Here is a 17,499-nt window from a genome sequence, read left to right as displayed (position 1 = left end):
TCAATAAAGATTGGCTAGCGAACAAGAAGAAATCGATCTTATTGGCGTTGATCTCAGTTGCGAAGAAAACCATGAAAATTGCAAAATTGGTACTAAATCTACTTGCTATTTTTGGAGGTCTTGTAGGATAAAGGATGGAAAGGAATACGCTAAAAGATAGGAGTGCAACAGGCCAAAATGCGATCACTTTTTGTTACGTTAATATTACTTTTTAGTTCTCTTTCATTTGCTCAAAACTCCATCAATCTAACCAGTTGGAACATAGAATGGTTATCTATAGATGGTGGAAAAGTGTCGAGAACACCACAAGATTTTGAAAAACTGACCCACTATGTGGATAAAACACAAGCCGACATTCTTGCTTTTCAAGAAGTCGAACGTGCTGCTGCCATCCAAAAAGCCGTTGGCAATGACTTCACTATTTATCTTTCCGATCGTTCAAACGCCTCCAACCGACACCTTCAGTTTAACGACACCAACCAATACACAGGCTTTGCCGTGCGCAATGGCGTAAGCGTATTAGACAAGCCAGACTTCTCTATCACACGAGGCAACAGCAAGCTGCGCTTCGCGAGCTACCTTGTTTTAAATCCAAACCAAGAAAACGAGACTCACCTACTCTCTGTACATCTGAAAGCGGGTTGCAGTGGCGCGTATCGTAATAACCGCGATTGTAAGATAGTGAAACAACAAGGACAGGCACTAGCTAAGTGGATAAAGGCGCGCGAGGACAACAAACAACATTATGTCGTGCTTGGCGACTTTAACCACAACTTGGGTTATCAAGGAGATTGGTTGTGGGACGTGATATCGGACAATACTAGTGCAAAGCTAGTGACTAAAGACACTAAAGCGGAATGTAAAGTGCGCTCTAATCGTAATCCGAATAAAACCCACCAATTCCGCTCGGTGATAGACCACATCATTGCGAGTGGTGATTTAAAGGCGTCGTCTGGTGTTCAAACCGTTTTCAAAACACAAGATGTACTCGACTATAAACTGAGTGACCATTGCCCGGTTTCTACGACACTCACTTTTTAGCGTTTAAGTTCTCTGTTAACGTTGAGATACTCTTTTTTGCGTTGAAGAACTCTTTAGCCACGAACCATTCTTTTAGCGGTGAATGACCCAACCAACATTGCCGCTATAAAGAGCAGAACTTGTGTGTTGCCAGTAATAAGGCTGGCAACCGCAGGACCAGGACACACACCCAGTAAGCCCCAACCAATACCAAACAGTACAGCACCACCGACTAACTTTTTGTCTATCGCTTTAGAAGTTGGGCATACAATCTCATCACCAAACACAGATTCGCTTCTTGGCTTTATTAATAAAAGATAAGCTGGAACGAACACCGCAAGTGCTCCGCCCATTACGAAGGCTAAGCTTGGATCCCATGCCCCAGTAATATCGAGAAAGCCAATCACTTTTGCCGGTTCAGCCATACCAGAGACCACCATACCAATACCAAAGAGCACACCAGAAAATGCAACAACGGACATTTGCTTAATACTTTTCATTACGTGAGTTTTCATAACGACACTATTCCTCACGATACTAGCAAGACGGTTAACATGGCTGTGGCCATAAAAGTACACGTCGCGACCACAGAACGGATTGAGAAACGCCCTATCCCACAAATGCCATGACCACTAGTACAACCATTGCCGATACGCGTACCGACACCGACTAACAAGCCAGCAACGATAACTAAAACAACAGAACCGCTGTACTGTTCTGGTACATGCCCGCCAAGAACATAAACAGCAAACACGCCACCTAATACCATCGCAATTAAAAAAACAATGCGCCAAACGCGATCTGCGTTCTCAACGGCACCGTTTAAGATCCCACTGATCCCAGCAGTCTTGCCAGTAAATAGCATCAGTGTTATCGCTGATACGCCAACTATTATGCCGCCCAACAGCGACATCCAAGGAACTTCAAACATAGCAACCGCCAAACTAATTACTTACAGAAAACTTGCTTAAAGGCCTCAACCAGCGGACCAACTCTTTCATCAGAAATTGAATAAAATACCTGCTGAGAAACTTTTCTAGCTTTAATAATGTCGTGCTTTCTCAATACGGTGAGATGTTGTGAAAAAGCAGATTGGCTTAATGATGAACCTTCAAACAGTTCACCGACCCCTTTCTCGCCTTCAATCAGCTTACACATCACGATTAGGCGCTCTGGATGAGCCATAATTTTAAGCAGCTCACTCGCTTCGGTCGCACTTTGTAGCATACTGTCGCCCATTCTTATGCCTCTTCATTACTACATTACATTTTATTAGATATTACTAATTAATATTATTAAGTCAATGCTAATGTAGATTAAATAACATTAGACTTAGCTAATTTATTTAAGTAAGGTGTAGGCGTTTTCGATCATTCAGCAGGAGAAATCCATGAGCAAAATCGTGATTATTGGTGGGGTTGCTGGCGGTGCATCTGCAGCAGCTCGCGCTCGTCGTTTAAGTGAAGATGCAGAAATCATTATGTTTGAACGCGGTCCATTTGTGTCATTTGCAAACTGTGGCTTACCCTATCACATTGGTGGCGATATCCAAGAGCGCAGCAAACTGCTTCTTCAAACGCCTGAGAGCTTTTTAGCGCGTTTCAATGTTGATGTCCGTGTGATGAACGAAGTGGTTTCTATTAACCGTCAAGACAAAACGGTTACGGTTAAGAATTTGCTTGATGGCTCGGAATACCAAGAGAGCTACGACTTTCTTCTACTCAGCCCTGGCGCAGGTCCAGTTGTGCCGCCTATTCCGGGTATTGATAACCCGTTAACGCACTCGCTGCGCAATATGCCAGATATGGATCGCATCATTAAAACGATCGAAACCAACAAAGTTGAACACGCTACGGTCGTTGGTGGTGGTTTTATCGGTTTGGAAATGATGGAAGCCTTCCACCAGCTAGGCATAAAAACCACATTAGTTGAAATGGCGGATCAAGTGATGACGCCCGTTGACCGTGAAATGGCTGGCTTCGCACATGCTGAAATTCGTGAGAAAGGCATCGACCTTAAACTTGGCGTCGCACTTGAGTCGGTGAAATTCGTACCTAACGAGCACGTGGCAAGTTTCGACTCTGGTGAGAGCGAAAAACACCAACATCTAGAAGGTGAATTGGAATTAACACTAAACAACGGTGAAAGACTCACCACCGATATTCTGATTATGGCAATTGGTGTTCGCCCCGAGACCAAATTAGCAAAAGAAGCTGGCTTAGAAATCGGCGCTCTTGGTGGTATTTATACCAATGAATACATGCAAACCAGCGATCCTTCGATCTACGCTGTCGGCGACGCGGTAGAAGAGAAAGACTTCGTGACTGGCGAGCAAACTCTAGTGCCACTTGCGGGCCCAGCAAACCGTCAAGGCCGAATGGCAGCAGACAACATGCTTGGCCGCCAAGAAACTTACCAAGGTACGCAAGGCACGGCGATCTGTAAGATCTTTGATTTAGCCGTTGCTTCTACTGGTAAAAACGAGAAACAGCTGAAACGTGAAAACATCCCTTATGAAAAAGTGTATGTCCACACAGCAAGTCATGCTAGCTACTACCCTGGCGCAGAAACTGTGTCGTTCAAAATGTTGTTTGATCCAGTAACAGGTAAAATATTAGGTGCGCAAGCAGTAGGTAAAGATGGCGTTGATAAACGTATCGACGTAATGGCAGTAGCCCAGCGTGCTGGTATGACGGTAGAGCAACTGCAACACCTCGAGCTAACTTACGCGCCACCTTACGGCTCTGCTAAAGATGTAATTAACCAAGCGGCGTTTGTGGCAAATAACATCATCAAAGGCGATGCGACCGCGATTCATTATGATGAAATGGATTCACTGACAGAAGACCAACTGTTACTTGATGTTCGTAATCCTGGTGAATTGGAGTCCGTTGGTTATCTTGAAGGTGCAATTAATATTCCTGTCGATCAACTACGTCGTCGCATGCACGAACTTCCTAAAGACAAAGAGATCGTGATTTACTGTCAAGTTGGGTTACGCGGTAACGTAGCATACCGTCAGCTGGTCAACAATGGTTACAAAGCCCGCAACTTGATTGGTGGATACAGAACACTCAAATTTTCTCGCTTATAACTTGATAATAAAAAAGAGAAAACCTTGTGCTTGGTTTTCTCTTTTTTTGCAGGAAAGAAAGCGTAGATCATTCACCTTCAATTGCCAAACGGACTGCTGCTTGAGCATGGATAGAAGTGGTATCGAGTAGTGTAACATCGGTGTGACTTTGGTTTACAAGTAAGGCAATTTCAGTGCACCCGAGAATCACAGCTTCAGCTCCCTGCTCTTTTAGTTTTTCAATAATTTGCAAGTATATCGTCCTTGACTCCTCTTTGATTTCACCTTGGCATAACTCTTTATAAATAATGTTATGTACTTTAGAGCGGTCGTCTTGATCGGGAATGACGACATCAAGCCCATAACGGTCGGAAAGCCTTCCTTTATAAAAGTCTTGCTCCATTGTGAATTGAGTACCAAGGAGTCCGACCTTTTGAACCCCTTTCTCACGAAGTAACTCAGCAGTCGCGTCTGCGATATGTAGTATGGGGATGTTAATACTGGCTTCAATTTGAGACGCAACTTTGTGCATTGTGTTAGTACAAATAAGAATGAAGTCAGCGCCCCCTTTTTCTATTGAAGATGCAGCATCTGATAGAATGCTTGCCGTTTCTTCCCATTTACCTTGATGTTGAAGTTTCTCTATCTCCGAAAAATTCACGCTATACATACAAATTTTTGCGGAATTTAGGCCGCCTAACGCCTCTTTGACTCCTTCGTTGATCAATTTGTAATAACTAAGCGTCGACTCCCAGCTCATACCACCTAGAAGACCGATAGTTTTCATATAACTCTCCAATCGTTATACACCACCGTGCCAGGGGGGGGTTTACAAAAAAAAATCAGCCACTTAAATAAGCAGCATTCAAGCGTCTTCACTATTGAGCATTGGGTAACACGAAAATAAAATCATTCCCACAAGGACCGCTACGCGATTCTCATATATCCTCGCAATATCGTTACCGCACTTCCAGAAAGTTTAACGTGCTCAGTGCTTAACAACTCTGTATGAACGACCCCACTTCTCTTGGAGGCTTGGAAGCCTTTCAGTTGCTTTTTGTTGAGCTCTTTAGCCCAGTAAACACATAAAGCGCAATGTGCAGAGCCTGTAACTGGGTCCTCATTAACACCTACCCAAGGCGCGAAGTATCGAGAGACAAAATCGGCGTCAGTGCTTGATTGAGCAGTGGTGACGACGCCACGGCCTTTTTGTTTAAGCAGCGCACCAAAATCAGGGTCGAGCTGTTCAAGCACAAATTCATCATTAATGACGATCAACTGCTTATTATCAAACTGACCGTAGGCGACTACATTGGCGGCATCTAGCCCCAAGCCATGAAGTAAGTCTTTGTTAATACTCGCTCTCATATCTAAAGTTGGCGCAGGAAACACCAAATGAATTTCTTCATGATCGAGTTGTGCAGTTAAAACCCCAGATAGCGTAACGAACTCAATCGTATCTCCAGTATTATATAACCCCTGCTCTTTCAGAACGTGCGCCGTTGCAAGTGTGCCGTGTCCACACAAAGCAACTTCCGTCCTCGGTGTAAACCAACGAAGTTGCATTGTATTGAGTGACAGAAATGCCGTTTCAGATAACGACATCTCGGCCGCGATGGCCAACATCGTTTCCTCATCAAGGCTTGACTCTGTGATACAAACACCCGCGGGATTACCTTTGAAAACCTCTGATGTAAACGAGTCAACCTGAAAAATTTTAACTTCCACGAAATATCCTTAAGTTCTATCAAACACGTAATTCTGTATCACGTGATTTTTAATATCTGTTGTTTGAGCGAAAAAAACCTATGAAATTTTCTACCAACCTTATAGGTCTTGTTGGAAGCGCTAACAAACAGGAGAATGTAGTTAATTATGCAAAACGTAAAAAGCCATCATCAATGTGACTCAATTGGATATCTTATCGGAGTTTTCGGCGTTTCTTTAGTCCTAATATGGATTGGTATTTATAAATTCACACCTACAGAGGCCAAGCTTATACAACCGCTCGTTGAAAATCATTTTCTGATGAGTTGGTTGTATGATGTGATGTCAGTTCAAGCCGTATCAAACATCATTGGCGCAACAGAAATCATTGTCGCTATTGGATTAATCGTTGGCCTTAAAAACACACGAGTCGCTTATTTTTCTGGCATAGCCGCCGCAATTATTTTTCTTGCGACACTCAGCTTTCTAATTACGACACCGAATACATGGAAAGTGTCTGATGGGGTTTTGGTGACAAACTTCTTTTTAGTAAAAGATATTCTATTTTTAGCCATTGCGATTAGCGTCATCGAACGAAACAAGCCAAACAGAGAATAACTCTAAATAGTTCGAAATCTTGTTTTTCCAGAACGTAGCCTGAAAGGTGCAAACGACTTACAAGTCGAATGGTTCTGTCAATAACTCTAAACAAAGGCTCTTAAATTTAGAATGTTTAAGAGTCTTTGCCTCTTAATTATGCGAAACAACATCCTAGCGTAAAGTGAAAAGAAAAGCCTTTCACTCTACTGCTAAGGTTTATTGATACTTTGCCGAAGTAATGAACTCACCGAATGTCTCGCACCATACAACAACCGTATTGTATTCAGAAATTGAAGTGCTTTGAGGAACCTCAACAACGAAGTTATCGAACGTTTTGACATCACCAATTAAGCTCATCTCAGATTTAAGGTCATTAAACTCTTGTTCCGTTTCGACAAACTTAGGAGATAGATAGAGTTTATAGTCTGGTCCGGGAGCGAGTTTTCCTACCAACGTAATGACTTCAGAACTCAAATGAATTTCTCCCTCTCCCCAATGAAAAGCATCGCTACCTTTGAGTTCCCTCTTAAACACTGCGCTGTATTCTGCACCTTGCTTGCTCTTAGCAACTTGTTCATCGGTCGGCGCAGGTGGTGCAATAAGGATCGGTAAAGTATAGATACCTATCGCAATGCCAATAGAAACTGCCACTAAGTGACTGATTGTTAATTTAATTATATTTTTCAAGGTCATAAGCATCTTCTTATTAGTTTTACTACTTGAAATTAGATTCAAATCGGCCTTATCTGTCTATTATCGAGCAGCATAATGTCATTAACATTATACACAAGCTATGCGCACTAAATGCAGACTGAGCGCAATTAAAAACGGCTGATAATTAATATCAGCCGTTTGCTTATCGGAAATGTCGTTGTGCCGGTTTGGTCACTATTCCGCTTCCACCAAAGCGATCTTATCGGATGTCGATTTTTCCAATTTGATCGCAATAAACTTAGAGGTTGGCGTAAACGTTCTATCCCCATAACTGTCCAAAGGAACCAATGGGTTCGTTTCTGGATAGTAAGCCGCCGCCTGACCTGCTGGCACATCATAGGCAACAAGCGTAAATCCGCTTACGCGACGCTCTACGCCATCTTCCCATAATGACACCATGTCCACTTTGTCGCCCGGTTCAAAACCGAGTTTACGAATATCCGCTTCATTGATGAACAGCACTTCGCGCATGCCAAATACACCACGATAACGATCATTTAAGCCGTAAAGTGTCGTATTGTATTGGTCGTGTGAGCGCATGGTTTGCAAAATCAAATCTGGCTTTTGGCCTTTTTCGAGTATCGCTTCGCTGATCAACTGCTTCGGCAACTCGCTAGAGCTGAACTGTGCTTTGCCGCTTGGTGTATTCCATCGACGCTCGGCAGCTGGGTTTACCAAGTGGAATCCACCTGGGTGTTTAAGCTTATGGTTAAAGTCGGTAAAACCCGGAATCGTGTCGGCAATCAAATCGCGAATACGGTCGTAATCTTCAATTGCCCACAACCAATCAATTGGTTTTGCCCCGAGTGTCGCATTGGCAATACCAGCAATAATCGCTGGTTCTGAACGCAAATGCTCCGAACGCGGTTTTAGCTGACCAAATGAGATATGCACCATGCTGAAAGTATCTTCAACCGTCACACCTTGTGGGCCCGTCGCTTGCTGATCAATCTCGGTACGGCCTAAGCACGGAAGAATAAGCGCATCTTTACCTGTGACAAGGTGAGAACGATTTAACTTCGTCGAAATGTGTACGGTTAAATTACAGTTTCGCATCGCGTTGTGCGTACGTTCTGTGTCTGGCGTTGCTTGTGCAAAGTTACCGCCCAAACCGATAAATACTTTCGCTTGTCCTTCTTCCATCGCTTTAATGGCTTGCACAGTGTTGTGGCCTTCACCACGCGGGACGGCAAAGTTAAATCGACTTTCAATGCGATCCAACAACAGCTCTGAAGGTTTTTCATCAATGCCCATCGTACGGTCGCCCTGAACGTTACTGTGACCACGCACTGGTGAAAGCCCCGCTCCCGACTTACCAACGTTACCTCGTAACATTTGCACGTTTGCGACTTCTTTAATGGTTGGCACAGAGTGACGATGCTGAGTCAACCCCATCGCCCAACACATGATCACACGTTCTGCACGTCGATACATGCTCGCCACCATCTCGATTTCACTTAAATCAAGACCCGATTGTTCCGCGATGTGTTCCCAAGAGGTTGCATCCACTTCAGCCAAATACTTATCAATACCTATCGTGTGTTGTTTGATGAATTCGCGGTCAAATACCGCTTTGCCACCGTTTTGCAATGCCTCGCGTTCCCATTGCAACAAGAATTTTGCGATGCCACGAAACACTGCCATGTCTCCGCCCAAAGCAGGACGCAGGTACGCCGTGTTGGTAGGCTCTGAGCCGTTGCTCAACATCTCAATCGGCATTTGTGGGTTTTGGAAACGCTCTAATCCGCGCTCTTTCAGCGGGTTTAGACAGATAACCTGTGCACCACGTTTTACCGCTTCGCGCAGAGGTTCAAGCATTCGTGGGTGGTTCGTGCCCGGGTTTTGACCAATCACGAAAATCGCATCGGCTTCTTCAAAATCATCAAAGATCACTGTGCCTTTACCAACGCCAATGGTGTCTTTCATCCCTATTGCACTGGCTTCGTGACACATGTTGGAACAATCTGGAAAGTTATTGGTACCGAATGCGCGCACAAATAGCTGATACAAAAACGCCGCTTCGTTGCTTGCACGACCAGAGGTATAAAACTCAGCTTGGTGTGGTGAATCCAATTGATTGAGATGTTTCGCGACAAGTGCAAAAGCCTCATCCCAAGAGACTGGCACGTAGTGATCGGATTCAGCATCGTATCGCATTGGGTGCGTGATACGGCCTTGGTATTCCAACCAGTAATCGGTTTGCGTTGAGAGAGAAGATACGCTGTGATTGGCAAAAAACTCAGGATCAACCAGACGATTGGTCGCCTCCCAGTTTACCGCTTTCGCGCCATTCTCACAGAAATTGACTTTACCACTATCTGGCGACTCACCCCATGCACATCCCGGACAGTCGAAACCGCCATTTTGGTTGGTTTTGAGCATAGTGCGAATGTTTTTAACTGCATTTTCACTGCCCCACCAACTTCTGGTTACGGCTTTCAGTGCACCCCAACCACCAGCTGGACCTTTGTATGTTTTTATTTGTTCTTTTTGGCTCACGACTTTACTCCTCGCAGATATACCAGCAAGCAGGGTGCCCGTGAAAACAAGCGCGTTATTTATTGAGATAATGCGGAAGTATTGAAGGGCTTAGTTTCTAATCCATGTATTTTTTAATCCAAATAAGTAACCACTCAACATGCTCTCGCTTGTCCGAGCGTTTACTTATCTAGATTCTTGATATCGGATACCCGCCTACTGTTTCTAAGACTGTTAGATTCAATTCGCATTGTTGCGCCTTGATCTAAATCAAAGATTAAGTCGTTATTCAATATGCGTCCAATTGATAATCCTGACCGAGTGATAAACAAAATCTATGACGAATTTTTCCACTGACGGTCGTCACATTTTTAATCAATACAATTTATGAGGTTAATCGTTTTCCCATCCGATTCCACCTAGTTCGCTTAACGAACTCAATAAAATCAGCCCTCTTGATAATAGATAATATCTATCACACTATAGATACTTTAAATTTGACCCTAATTAATATCAGGAATAGCCTTGATTCAGATCAATTTTGAGTGTGGTTTTATTCTTGACTTGGTTTTGGTTTTCCATTCCCCAGTTAAAACGCTCCAGCGCTTAAAAAGTACGGTAGTGCTGTGCCCTTTTTAGGGAGTTCCCCCCGTACATGTGACTCACAACGCAAGGTTAACAAGCCATTATGGATATCAAACAACTTAAATATCTCATCGCACTTGAACAGACCAAACACTTTGGTCAAGCCGCCGCATTGTGCCACATTACGCAGCCTACCTTGTCCATGAGAATCCGAAGCTTAGAGGAAGAACTCGATCTCGAATTAATCCAAAGAAGTCAACGATTTGAAGGGTTTACTGAAGCCGGAGAACGCATTTTAGCTTGGGCAAAAACCGTCTTAGCCGCTCATGATGGATTGCAAGCTGAAGCCGCCAACTGCCGTGGTCAGTTGGTCGGCTCTCTTCGGCTTGGAATGGTGCCACTCGCCAGCCAAAACCCGATGCAATTGCTCAAACCATTAGCTCACCAGTTCCCTGAGTTACGCTTTCAAATACTCTCCATGACGACCGAACAGATCATAGACCAACTCAATCGCAATCAACTAGATTTGGGGATGTGTTATGTCGATCAAGTTAACACCGCTTACTTCGATGTTATCGAGCTCGACTCGACCAAACTTGGCGTTTTATTCGATGAGCGTCATTTTGATTTTGCCGAATCTGAAGTGTTGTGGGAGTCACTCAATAACATTCCGCTAGGGCTGCTTTCGAAGGGTATGCACTATCGCCACTCAATTGATCTTAGCTTTGTGAGTAAAGGGCTAGTTCCGCAAACCGTCATTGAAAGTAACTCCACCTTTCACTTGATCCAAGCAGTAACCAGTGGCCTTTGTTGCGCCATTATGCCGCTGAACTGTGGATTAGAAGAGTTGAACGATACGCTTCGCATTATCCCTATTGAAGAAGCCGCCGTTCACGCCCCGCTAGGTTTGTTAAAGCGAAAACAAGAACCCTTCTCCGCGCTAACCGATCAGTGCTTCGCAGAAGCAAAAAACATATTCAATCGATAACAACAACCCACACGTCAATGTTTGGCATACATAACGGCTTATGAGGTGATTTCATGAGATGTACTACTCAATCTTATTTTGAACTGTCCGATTTCAATCAAGCACCACCTCAACCAAGTGCGTTCAATTACCGAGAATTGATTGATGGCCGCCCAGTGCAACAAATGTCGCTGGCGAGTGAGTCTGCTTTAGCTATCAGCTATAACGGCATTAGCCAAGCGGTCATGATGGTGACGCCAGGCCATCTGGAAGACTTTGTGAAAGGGTTTAGCCTAAGCACAGGCATCGTCCACGACTTCAAAGAGATCAAAGACATTGAAGTTGGTGGCGATCACGAATCTCACTATGCGGAAGTGGAAATCAGCAACCGCGCTTTCTGGGCGTTAAAAGCACAACGCCGGAATCTTGCCGGCACAACTGGATGCGGCATTTGTGGTGTCGAGGCTCTGGAACAAGCTTTGCCTGATTTAGCACCGCTGACACCGTCTCTTCCTCCGCGCTCCGATGTATTTGAAGGGCTGCGAGACAAAGTCGCACTGCATCAAGAAGCCGCACGTGAATCTGGCGCGTTACACGCCGCCTTATTTGCAGATTTACAAGGCAACATCAAGTTGTGCCGAGAGGATATCGGCCGCCACAACGCGCTAGATAAGTTGATTGGCGCATTAGCCAACAATCACATCGAGCCTCAAAGTGGCTTCGCTATCATGACAAGCCGTTGCAGCTTGGAGTTGATCCACAAAGCCGTTCGCGCGCGTATCCCCACTCTGGTTTGCTTATCTGCACCTACAGCGTTAACCGTCGAATGGGCAAGAAGAAACCATTTGAACCTAATTCACTTACCAAAACACGGCTCGCCGCGTCTATACAGCCCTGCGCCTTAACACGTCAACCTAGCCGAATTCCTAATATTTCTAACAGAGACCTCCGGGTTTCTGTTGTTTGCTTCTGATTCCCAATTGATACTTAGCGACAAGCCACTATTCTCTCCAACCAAACGTGCTCACCCCTTGTCTGCACTAAGCTTACGCATATTAACCCGCTTGCATTTGAACGCTTTCCAATCCGATAAGAACCCTGTCAAAAACCCATAAATTAGTAAGGATTTTGTGTGACTCTTTTCACGCTTTTCCTCCTTCCTAGGCATTTCTAGGAATTTTTCCTAGCCGATCTAGGCAACCATCTCATGTGCCTCACAAAACCACTCTCTAGAATTCCGCTCAGTCAAAGGTAACAAGAGCGCATAACGGTCTCCGTTGTGTTTCTAAAACAATTACAAGAGAGTTCATCATGTTAAAATTCCTCGAACAGGTGCGGAAGCCGACCCTCGATCTTCCTGTCGAAGTTAGAAGAAAGATGTGGTTTAAACCGTTCATCCAATCTTACTTGGTCGTATTTATCGGCTACCTAACCATGTACTTGATTCGTAAGAACTTCAATGTCGCGCAAAACGACATGATCTCAACTTACGGTTTGAGCATGACAGACCTAGGTCTTATTGGCCTTGGCTTCTCCATCACATACGGCATCGGTAAAACCGTTGTGTCTTACTACGCTGACGGTAAGAACACCAAGCAATTCCTCCCTTTTATGCTGATCCTTTCTGGTCTTGCAATGCTTGGTTTCAGCTTCAGCATGGGCGGCGGTAGTGCAAGCCTGTTCTTGATGGTGGCTTTCTACGCTCTGAGTGGTTTCTTCCAAAGTACTGGTGGCCCTTCTAGTTACTCAACCATTACAAAATGGACACCTCGTAACAAACGCGGCTCTTACCTAGGCTTGTGGAACATGTCACACAACGTTGGTGGTGCGGGCGCAGCGGGTGTTGCTCTTTTCGGTGCCAACTACCTATTCGACGGCCACGTAATCGGCATGTTCGTGTTCCCTTCTATCATCGCGATCATCGTTGGTTTTATCGGTATGCGCTTTGGTAGCGACTCTCCAGAAGCTTACGGTCTAGGTAAAGTAGAAGAACTTTTCGATGAAGCAGTGAGTGAAGAAGACACCGCCGCTGAAGAAAACCAGATGACCAAAAAAGAAATATTTGTTGAATACGTTCTTAAAAACAAAGTTATCTGGCTACTTTGCTTTGCCAACATCTTCCTTTACATCGTGCGTATTGGTATCGACCAATGGTCAACGGTATACGCGTACCAAGAGCTTGGTCTGTCAAAAGAAACGGCAATCTCTGGCTTTACTCTGTTCGAAGTCGGTGCGCTTGTGGGTACTTTGATGTGGGGTTACTTATCTGACTTAGCAAACGGTCGCCGCGCATTGGTTGCTTGTGTGTCTCTTGGTTTGATCATCGTATCGCTTGAGTTCTACCAACACGCCACTAGCGAGTTCATGTACTTGGCCTCACTATTTGTATTGGGCTTCTTGGTGTTTGGTCCGCAACTTCTTATCGGTGTTGCCGCGGTTGGTTTTGTCCCTAAAAAAGCAATCAGTGTGGCTGACGGCGTAAAAGGTACATTCGCTTACCTAATCGGTGACAGCTTCGCGAAACTTGGTCTCGGTATGATTGCAGACGGTACACCTATCTTCGGCTTAACAGGTTGGAAAGGTACCTTCGCAGCCCTAGATACCTCCGCCATGATTTGTATTGTTTTGCTTGCTTTCGTCGCTATCGCGGAAGAGAAGAAGATTCGACACGCGAAGAAGCTTCAACTTGCACAAAACCAAGCCTAACTTCTCTGCGCGCTTTACTTCGGTAAAGCGCGCAAGATCATTAAAATGAGTTGATCAATTCAGTATCATTAAAGGTTTTTCTATTGGCTCCTGTTGGAGCTTATTGTTGTTAGTCGTCTGCTCTATTTGGTTGTAATAATGATTCATGTTGCTCTAGTTGATGATCACGTCATCGTGCGTTCGGGTTTCGCACAATTATTAAATTTAGAAAGTGATATTACCGTTGTTGGTGAATTCGGCTCTGTCGCCGAAGCGCGAAAAGGGTTGCCTGCAGTACACCCACACGTCGTCATCCTAGATATTTCCATGCCAGATGAAAGCGGCTTAAACTTTCTCAGCGAAATACCAACTGGCATTGCCTGCGTGATGCTTAGCGTGCATGACTCCCCTGCGATGGTGGAAAAATCACTAAAGCTAGGAGCAAAAGGCTATCTTAGTAAACGCTGTAGCCCAGACGAACTTATTCAAGCCGTGAGAACCAGTGCTTCTGGTGGCTGTTACCTCACATCAGATATTGCACTTAAACTTGCAACGCCTAGCGACAACACCACCTCTCTATGCCAACTGACAAAACGTGAAAACGAGGTATGTCAGCTACTTGCGACCGGGTTGGATGTAAAGTCTGTCGCGGCAGAGCTTGGCTTGAGCCACAAGACCGTGCATGTGCATCGTGCGAATGCCATCGACAAACTCGGCGTGAAAAACAACGTTGAGCTCGCCAAACTATTTTCTCAAGAGTCCTTTTAATGCGAGCCTATTCTGTCACAACGATTTGTGGTCTGTTTGTTATGGCCTGTGCTTGGTTCTGTTTGTGGGTGATCGCCTACTACTTTGTCAACGATCCAGAGCTCGCCATTCTGCTTTTCCCATTCGCCTTACGATTGGGGATTGCGCTGCACACTCGCACCGCGTACTGGCCAACAATCTACGTATCAGAATGGGCGCTGACGATTGCACTTGCGACCCTATTAGAGCAACCTCAATGGCTCACAGTGCTGATCGCCAGTGTTGCGAGCATCCCGGTCACACTGATTGCGAAAAAATACTACTACGGTGACCAAAACCGCCACTTTGCCGTCATGGGCGTTGTAATCATCATTACCGCCTTCATCAACGTAATGGCGGTCGGATTTCACGTGCCTCCTGTTTACATGGTATGGCTGGCTAGCATTTCTGGAGGCTTGCTCGTGGTGCCTATGTGCTACCTGTTGTGGAGCTATTTGTTCCAAAGTCGTTGGTCTCCGCTTAGCTCTCTCCTACTTAGCAATGCCGTTGTATTTCAGGTGCGTCATATCGTGCTTTATGCACTGCTTTTGATCGGCAGTATTTTGGTGCAAACCAGTTTGCCTGAAGAGCTAAAACGATTTGCGCCGTTTTGTATGGCGATTCCAATCATCGTGCTTGCTCTGCGTTACGGTTGGCAAGGTGCTCTGCTCGCCACCATGCTCAACAGCATAGCGCTGATTGCGGCTCGTAGCGGCGTATCGAATCTAGAAATCACCGATTTGTTATTATCTCTCTCGGCGCAAACCATTACTGGCATTATGCTCGGTTTAGGGGTTCAGAAACAAAAAGATCTCAACCACAAACTGCGTGGCGAGCTATCCCGCAATCAAAACCTGTCTCGTCAACTTATCGAAGCGGAAGAATCGGTAAGACGCGACATTGCCCGCGAACTGCATGACGAAATCGGCCAGAACATTACCGCTATCCGTACTCAAGCCAACATCATCAAGCGCATCGATAACGCAGAAATGAGCGCACATTGCGCAGATACCATTGAGGGACTTTCTCTCAACGTGTACGACACCACTAAGCGACTGTTGAGCAAACTAAGACCCAAAATGCTGGATGATTTGGACTTAAAAGAATCCGTCGAGCAACTGACGCGAGAGATGGAATTCGCCAATCACGGAACGACTGTTCAACTGAACTGGCAAGGCGATTACACCAGCCTGAGTGACACACTCAAAGTAACCCTATTCCGTTTATGCCAAGAGTCATTAAATAACGCTGCCAAGTACGCAGAAGCGCAGTTGATCAATATTGAACTGACAATTGGAGAAGCTGCGGTGTCACTGATGATTCACGATGATGGTGTCGGATTCAAAGTTCAGGACAGCATGAAAGGCATGGGCGTTCGCGGCATGCAAGAACGTGTGCACGCGTTAGGTGGAAAAATGGTTATCTACTCCACCAGCGATCAAGTGATCGGCACACAAATCAGCATTACTTTACCTAAGGTGTAACTCAAGATGTTTGGATTTTTACGTTCACCTAAATTTACTCAACCGAGCCTGAGCAACGAGCAAATCGACCAGCGTTACCACCATTGGCGTTTGCACATTATGTTGGGGATGTACATCGGCTACGCAGGTTTCTATTTTACCCGTAAGACCTTTAACTACGCCGCACCAGCGATGATTACCGATCTTGGCTTAGATAAAGGCGATTTGGGTCTTATCGGTACACTTTTCTACATTACTTACGGCTGTTCGAAGTTTATTTCTGGCACGATTTCGGATCGCTCTAATCCTCGTTATTTCATGGGATTAGGATTGATTGCGACAGGTCTGGTCAATATCGCGTTCGGTTTTTCTAGCTCACTCGCGGCTTTCATTACTCTGTGGATCTTAAACGCGTGGTTCCAAGGCTGGGGCTGGCCTTCATGCTCCAAGCTGTTAACCACTTGGTATTCACGTTCCGAGCGTGGCTTCTTATGGGCGATTTGGAACACCGCACACAACGTTGGTGGCGCGCTGATCCCTATTTTGGTGGGCTATTTGACGTTGCACTACAGCTGGCGTGAAGGTTTTATTCTACCCGGCATCATCGGGGTATTGCTCGGTCTATTCGTTTGTTGGCGATTGCGCGACAAACCCACAACAATGGGTTTACCAAGTGTCGGTCAATGGCGCAACGACGCACTAGAACTTGCGCAAGAAAATTACGGACGTGGCCTCACCTACCGCGAAATTCTGAAATCGTACGTATTTAACAACAAATACATCTGGCTGCTCGCGTTCAGTTATGTGTTGGTTTACATCGTTCGTACCGCAATCAATGACTGGGGAAACCTGTACTTGACCGAGCAGCATCACTATAGCCTGATTAACGCCAACGCTGCTCTGTCTATGTTTGAAATCGGCGGTTTTGTTGGTTCATTGGTTGCGGGTTGGGGCTCAGACAAACTCTTTGGCGGTAACCGTGGGCCAATGAACTTGCTGTTCGCGATTGGGATTTTCTTATCTGTCTCTGCGCTTTGGCTGATGCCTCTGACCAACTTTGCATTCCAAGCGGCGGGATTGTTCTCCATCGGCTTCTTTGTCTTTGGACCACAAATGCTGATCGGTATGGCGGCGGCGGAGTGCTCTCACAAAGATTCTGCCGGCGCGGCAACAGGATTCGTGGGCTTGTTCGCCTACATGGGCGCAGCATTGTCTGGTTATCCACTGGCGTTAATTCTTGAAGAATATCATTGGACGGGTTTCTTCATCACCATTTCAGTTTGTGCAGCCGTCATTGGCCTTTTGTTGCTGCCATTTTTGCAAGCGCAGCCATCACGAAAACCACTCGAACCAAAGCCTCGGTTGTAAATCGACTTATCGCCCTTAGGGCAAATTGGCGAGTGACCTAACCGCGCTCGCCC

16 protein-coding genes are annotated in these 17,499 nt (G+C 45.4%); 9 read left to right on the top strand and 7 right to left on the bottom strand.

Annotation, left to right across the window (positions count from 1 at the left end):
• The first annotated feature begins 177 nt into the window (after window positions 1–177).
• The gene (locus tag R7P72_RS00270) at window positions 178–1,041 is read left to right on the top strand and encodes an endonuclease/exonuclease/phosphatase family protein (protein WP_005376211.1); all 864 of its coding nucleotides are present in this window, start codon (window positions 178–180) and stop codon (window positions 1,039–1,041) included.
• A 53-nt stretch (window positions 1,042–1,094) separates the two neighbouring features.
• Here R7P72_RS00270 and R7P72_RS00265 read toward each other — a convergent pair whose 3' ends face one another.
• From R7P72_RS00265 to R7P72_RS00255, 3 genes are read right to left on the bottom strand one after another with little or no spacing between them, the layout of a single operon-like run.
• Window positions 1,095–1,535 (bottom strand): YeeE/YedE family protein, encoded by a 441-nt coding sequence (locus tag R7P72_RS00265; RefSeq protein WP_054700899.1) that lies wholly within the window; start codon window positions 1,533–1,535, stop codon window positions 1,095–1,097.
• A 14-nt stretch (window positions 1,536–1,549) separates the two neighbouring features.
• On the bottom strand, window positions 1,550–1,963 hold the full coding sequence (locus R7P72_RS00260; protein ID WP_372058356.1) for a YeeE/YedE family protein: 414 nt from the start codon (window positions 1,961–1,963) through the stop codon (window positions 1,550–1,552).
• A gap of 5 nt (window positions 1,964–1,968) precedes the next feature.
• Entirely contained in the window at window positions 1,969–2,259 is a 291-nt protein-coding gene (locus R7P72_RS00255) for an ArsR/SmtB family transcription factor (protein WP_005376206.1), read from the bottom strand.
• A 151-nt stretch (window positions 2,260–2,410) separates the two neighbouring features.
• Between R7P72_RS00255 and R7P72_RS00250 the strand changes: the two genes are divergently transcribed.
• Complete coding sequence (locus R7P72_RS00250; RefSeq protein WP_042520939.1) at window positions 2,411–4,114, top strand: FAD-dependent oxidoreductase; 1,704 nt, start codon at window positions 2,411–2,413, stop codon at window positions 4,112–4,114.
• A 67-nt stretch (window positions 4,115–4,181) separates the two neighbouring features.
• On the opposite strand, the gene R7P72_RS00245 is transcribed toward R7P72_RS00250, so the two are convergent.
• Together R7P72_RS00245 and R7P72_RS00240 are read right to left on the bottom strand one after the other, a co-directional pair.
• Window positions 4,182–4,880 (bottom strand): aspartate/glutamate racemase family protein, encoded by a 699-nt coding sequence (locus R7P72_RS00245; protein WP_005376102.1) that lies wholly within the window; start codon window positions 4,878–4,880, stop codon window positions 4,182–4,184.
• 140 nt (window positions 4,881–5,020) lie between these two features.
• Window positions 5,021–5,821 carry a PhzF family phenazine biosynthesis protein gene (locus R7P72_RS00240; RefSeq protein ID WP_213906870.1) on the bottom strand — a complete coding sequence of 267 codons (801 nt, stop codon included), beginning with the start codon at window positions 5,819–5,821 and terminating at the stop codon, window positions 5,021–5,023.
• Window positions 5,822–5,968: 147 nt separating this feature from the next.
• Here R7P72_RS00240 and R7P72_RS00235 point away from each other — a divergent pair, with 147 nt between their 5' ends.
• The gene (locus R7P72_RS00235) at window positions 5,969–6,418 is read left to right on the top strand and encodes a YkgB family protein (RefSeq protein WP_005376100.1); all 450 of its coding nucleotides are present in this window, start codon (window positions 5,969–5,971) and stop codon (window positions 6,416–6,418) included.
• 198 nt (window positions 6,419–6,616) lie between these two features.
• Here the strand turns inward: R7P72_RS00235 and R7P72_RS00230 are convergent, their stop codons facing one another.
• The gene (locus tag R7P72_RS00230; protein WP_005376099.1) at window positions 6,617–7,093 is read right to left on the bottom strand and encodes a DM13 domain-containing protein; all 477 of its coding nucleotides are present in this window, start codon (window positions 7,091–7,093) and stop codon (window positions 6,617–6,619) included.
• A 195-nt stretch (window positions 7,094–7,288) separates the two neighbouring features.
• Window positions 7,289–9,613 (bottom strand): FdhF/YdeP family oxidoreductase, encoded by a 2,325-nt coding sequence (locus R7P72_RS00225; protein ID WP_005376098.1) that lies wholly within the window; start codon window positions 9,611–9,613, stop codon window positions 7,289–7,291.
• A 667-nt stretch (window positions 9,614–10,280) separates the two neighbouring features.
• On the opposite strand from R7P72_RS00225, the gene R7P72_RS00220 reads away from it, so the two are divergent.
• The 6 genes from R7P72_RS00220 (at window position 10,281) to R7P72_RS00195 (ending at window position 17,446) form a co-directional block, all read left to right on the top strand.
• A complete protein-coding gene (locus R7P72_RS00220; protein WP_005376096.1) occupies window positions 10,281–11,165 on the top strand; it encodes a LysR family transcriptional regulator in 885 nt (294 codons plus the stop codon).
• A 53-nt stretch (window positions 11,166–11,218) separates the two neighbouring features.
• The gene (gene fdhD / locus R7P72_RS00215; RefSeq protein WP_005376095.1) at window positions 11,219–12,049 is read left to right on the top strand and encodes a formate dehydrogenase accessory sulfurtransferase FdhD; all 831 of its coding nucleotides are present in this window, start codon (window positions 11,219–11,221) and stop codon (window positions 12,047–12,049) included.
• A 406-nt stretch (window positions 12,050–12,455) separates the two neighbouring features.
• Window positions 12,456–13,850, top strand: coding sequence for a hexose-6-phosphate:phosphate antiporter (gene uhpT / locus R7P72_RS00210; RefSeq protein ID WP_021707729.1), 1,395 nt, complete (start codon window positions 12,456–12,458; stop codon window positions 13,848–13,850).
• Between the two features lie 138 nt (window positions 13,851–13,988).
• Window positions 13,989–14,597, top strand: a complete 609-nt coding sequence (gene uhpA, locus R7P72_RS00205; RefSeq protein WP_005376090.1) for a transcriptional regulator UhpA — start codon at window positions 13,989–13,991, stop codon at window positions 14,595–14,597.
• Window positions 14,597–16,099, top strand: coding sequence for a signal transduction histidine-protein kinase/phosphatase UhpB (gene uhpB / locus R7P72_RS00200; RefSeq protein WP_213906871.1), 1,503 nt, complete (start codon window positions 14,597–14,599; stop codon window positions 16,097–16,099). The genes uhpA and uhpB overlap by 1 nt, the downstream gene beginning before the upstream one ends.
• Window positions 16,100–16,105: 6 nt before the next feature.
• A complete protein-coding gene (locus tag R7P72_RS00195; RefSeq protein WP_005376086.1) occupies window positions 16,106–17,446 on the top strand; it encodes an MFS transporter in 1,341 nt (446 codons plus the stop codon).
• Window positions 17,447–17,499: the final 53 nt, after the last annotated feature.

It is taken from the genome of Vibrio sp. Vb0888 (assembly GCF_033338835.1).
Classification (GTDB): Bacteria; Pseudomonadota; Gammaproteobacteria; order Enterobacterales; family Vibrionaceae; genus Vibrio; species Vibrio alginolyticus.
This window is presented reverse-complemented; position numbering and strand designations above follow the sequence as displayed.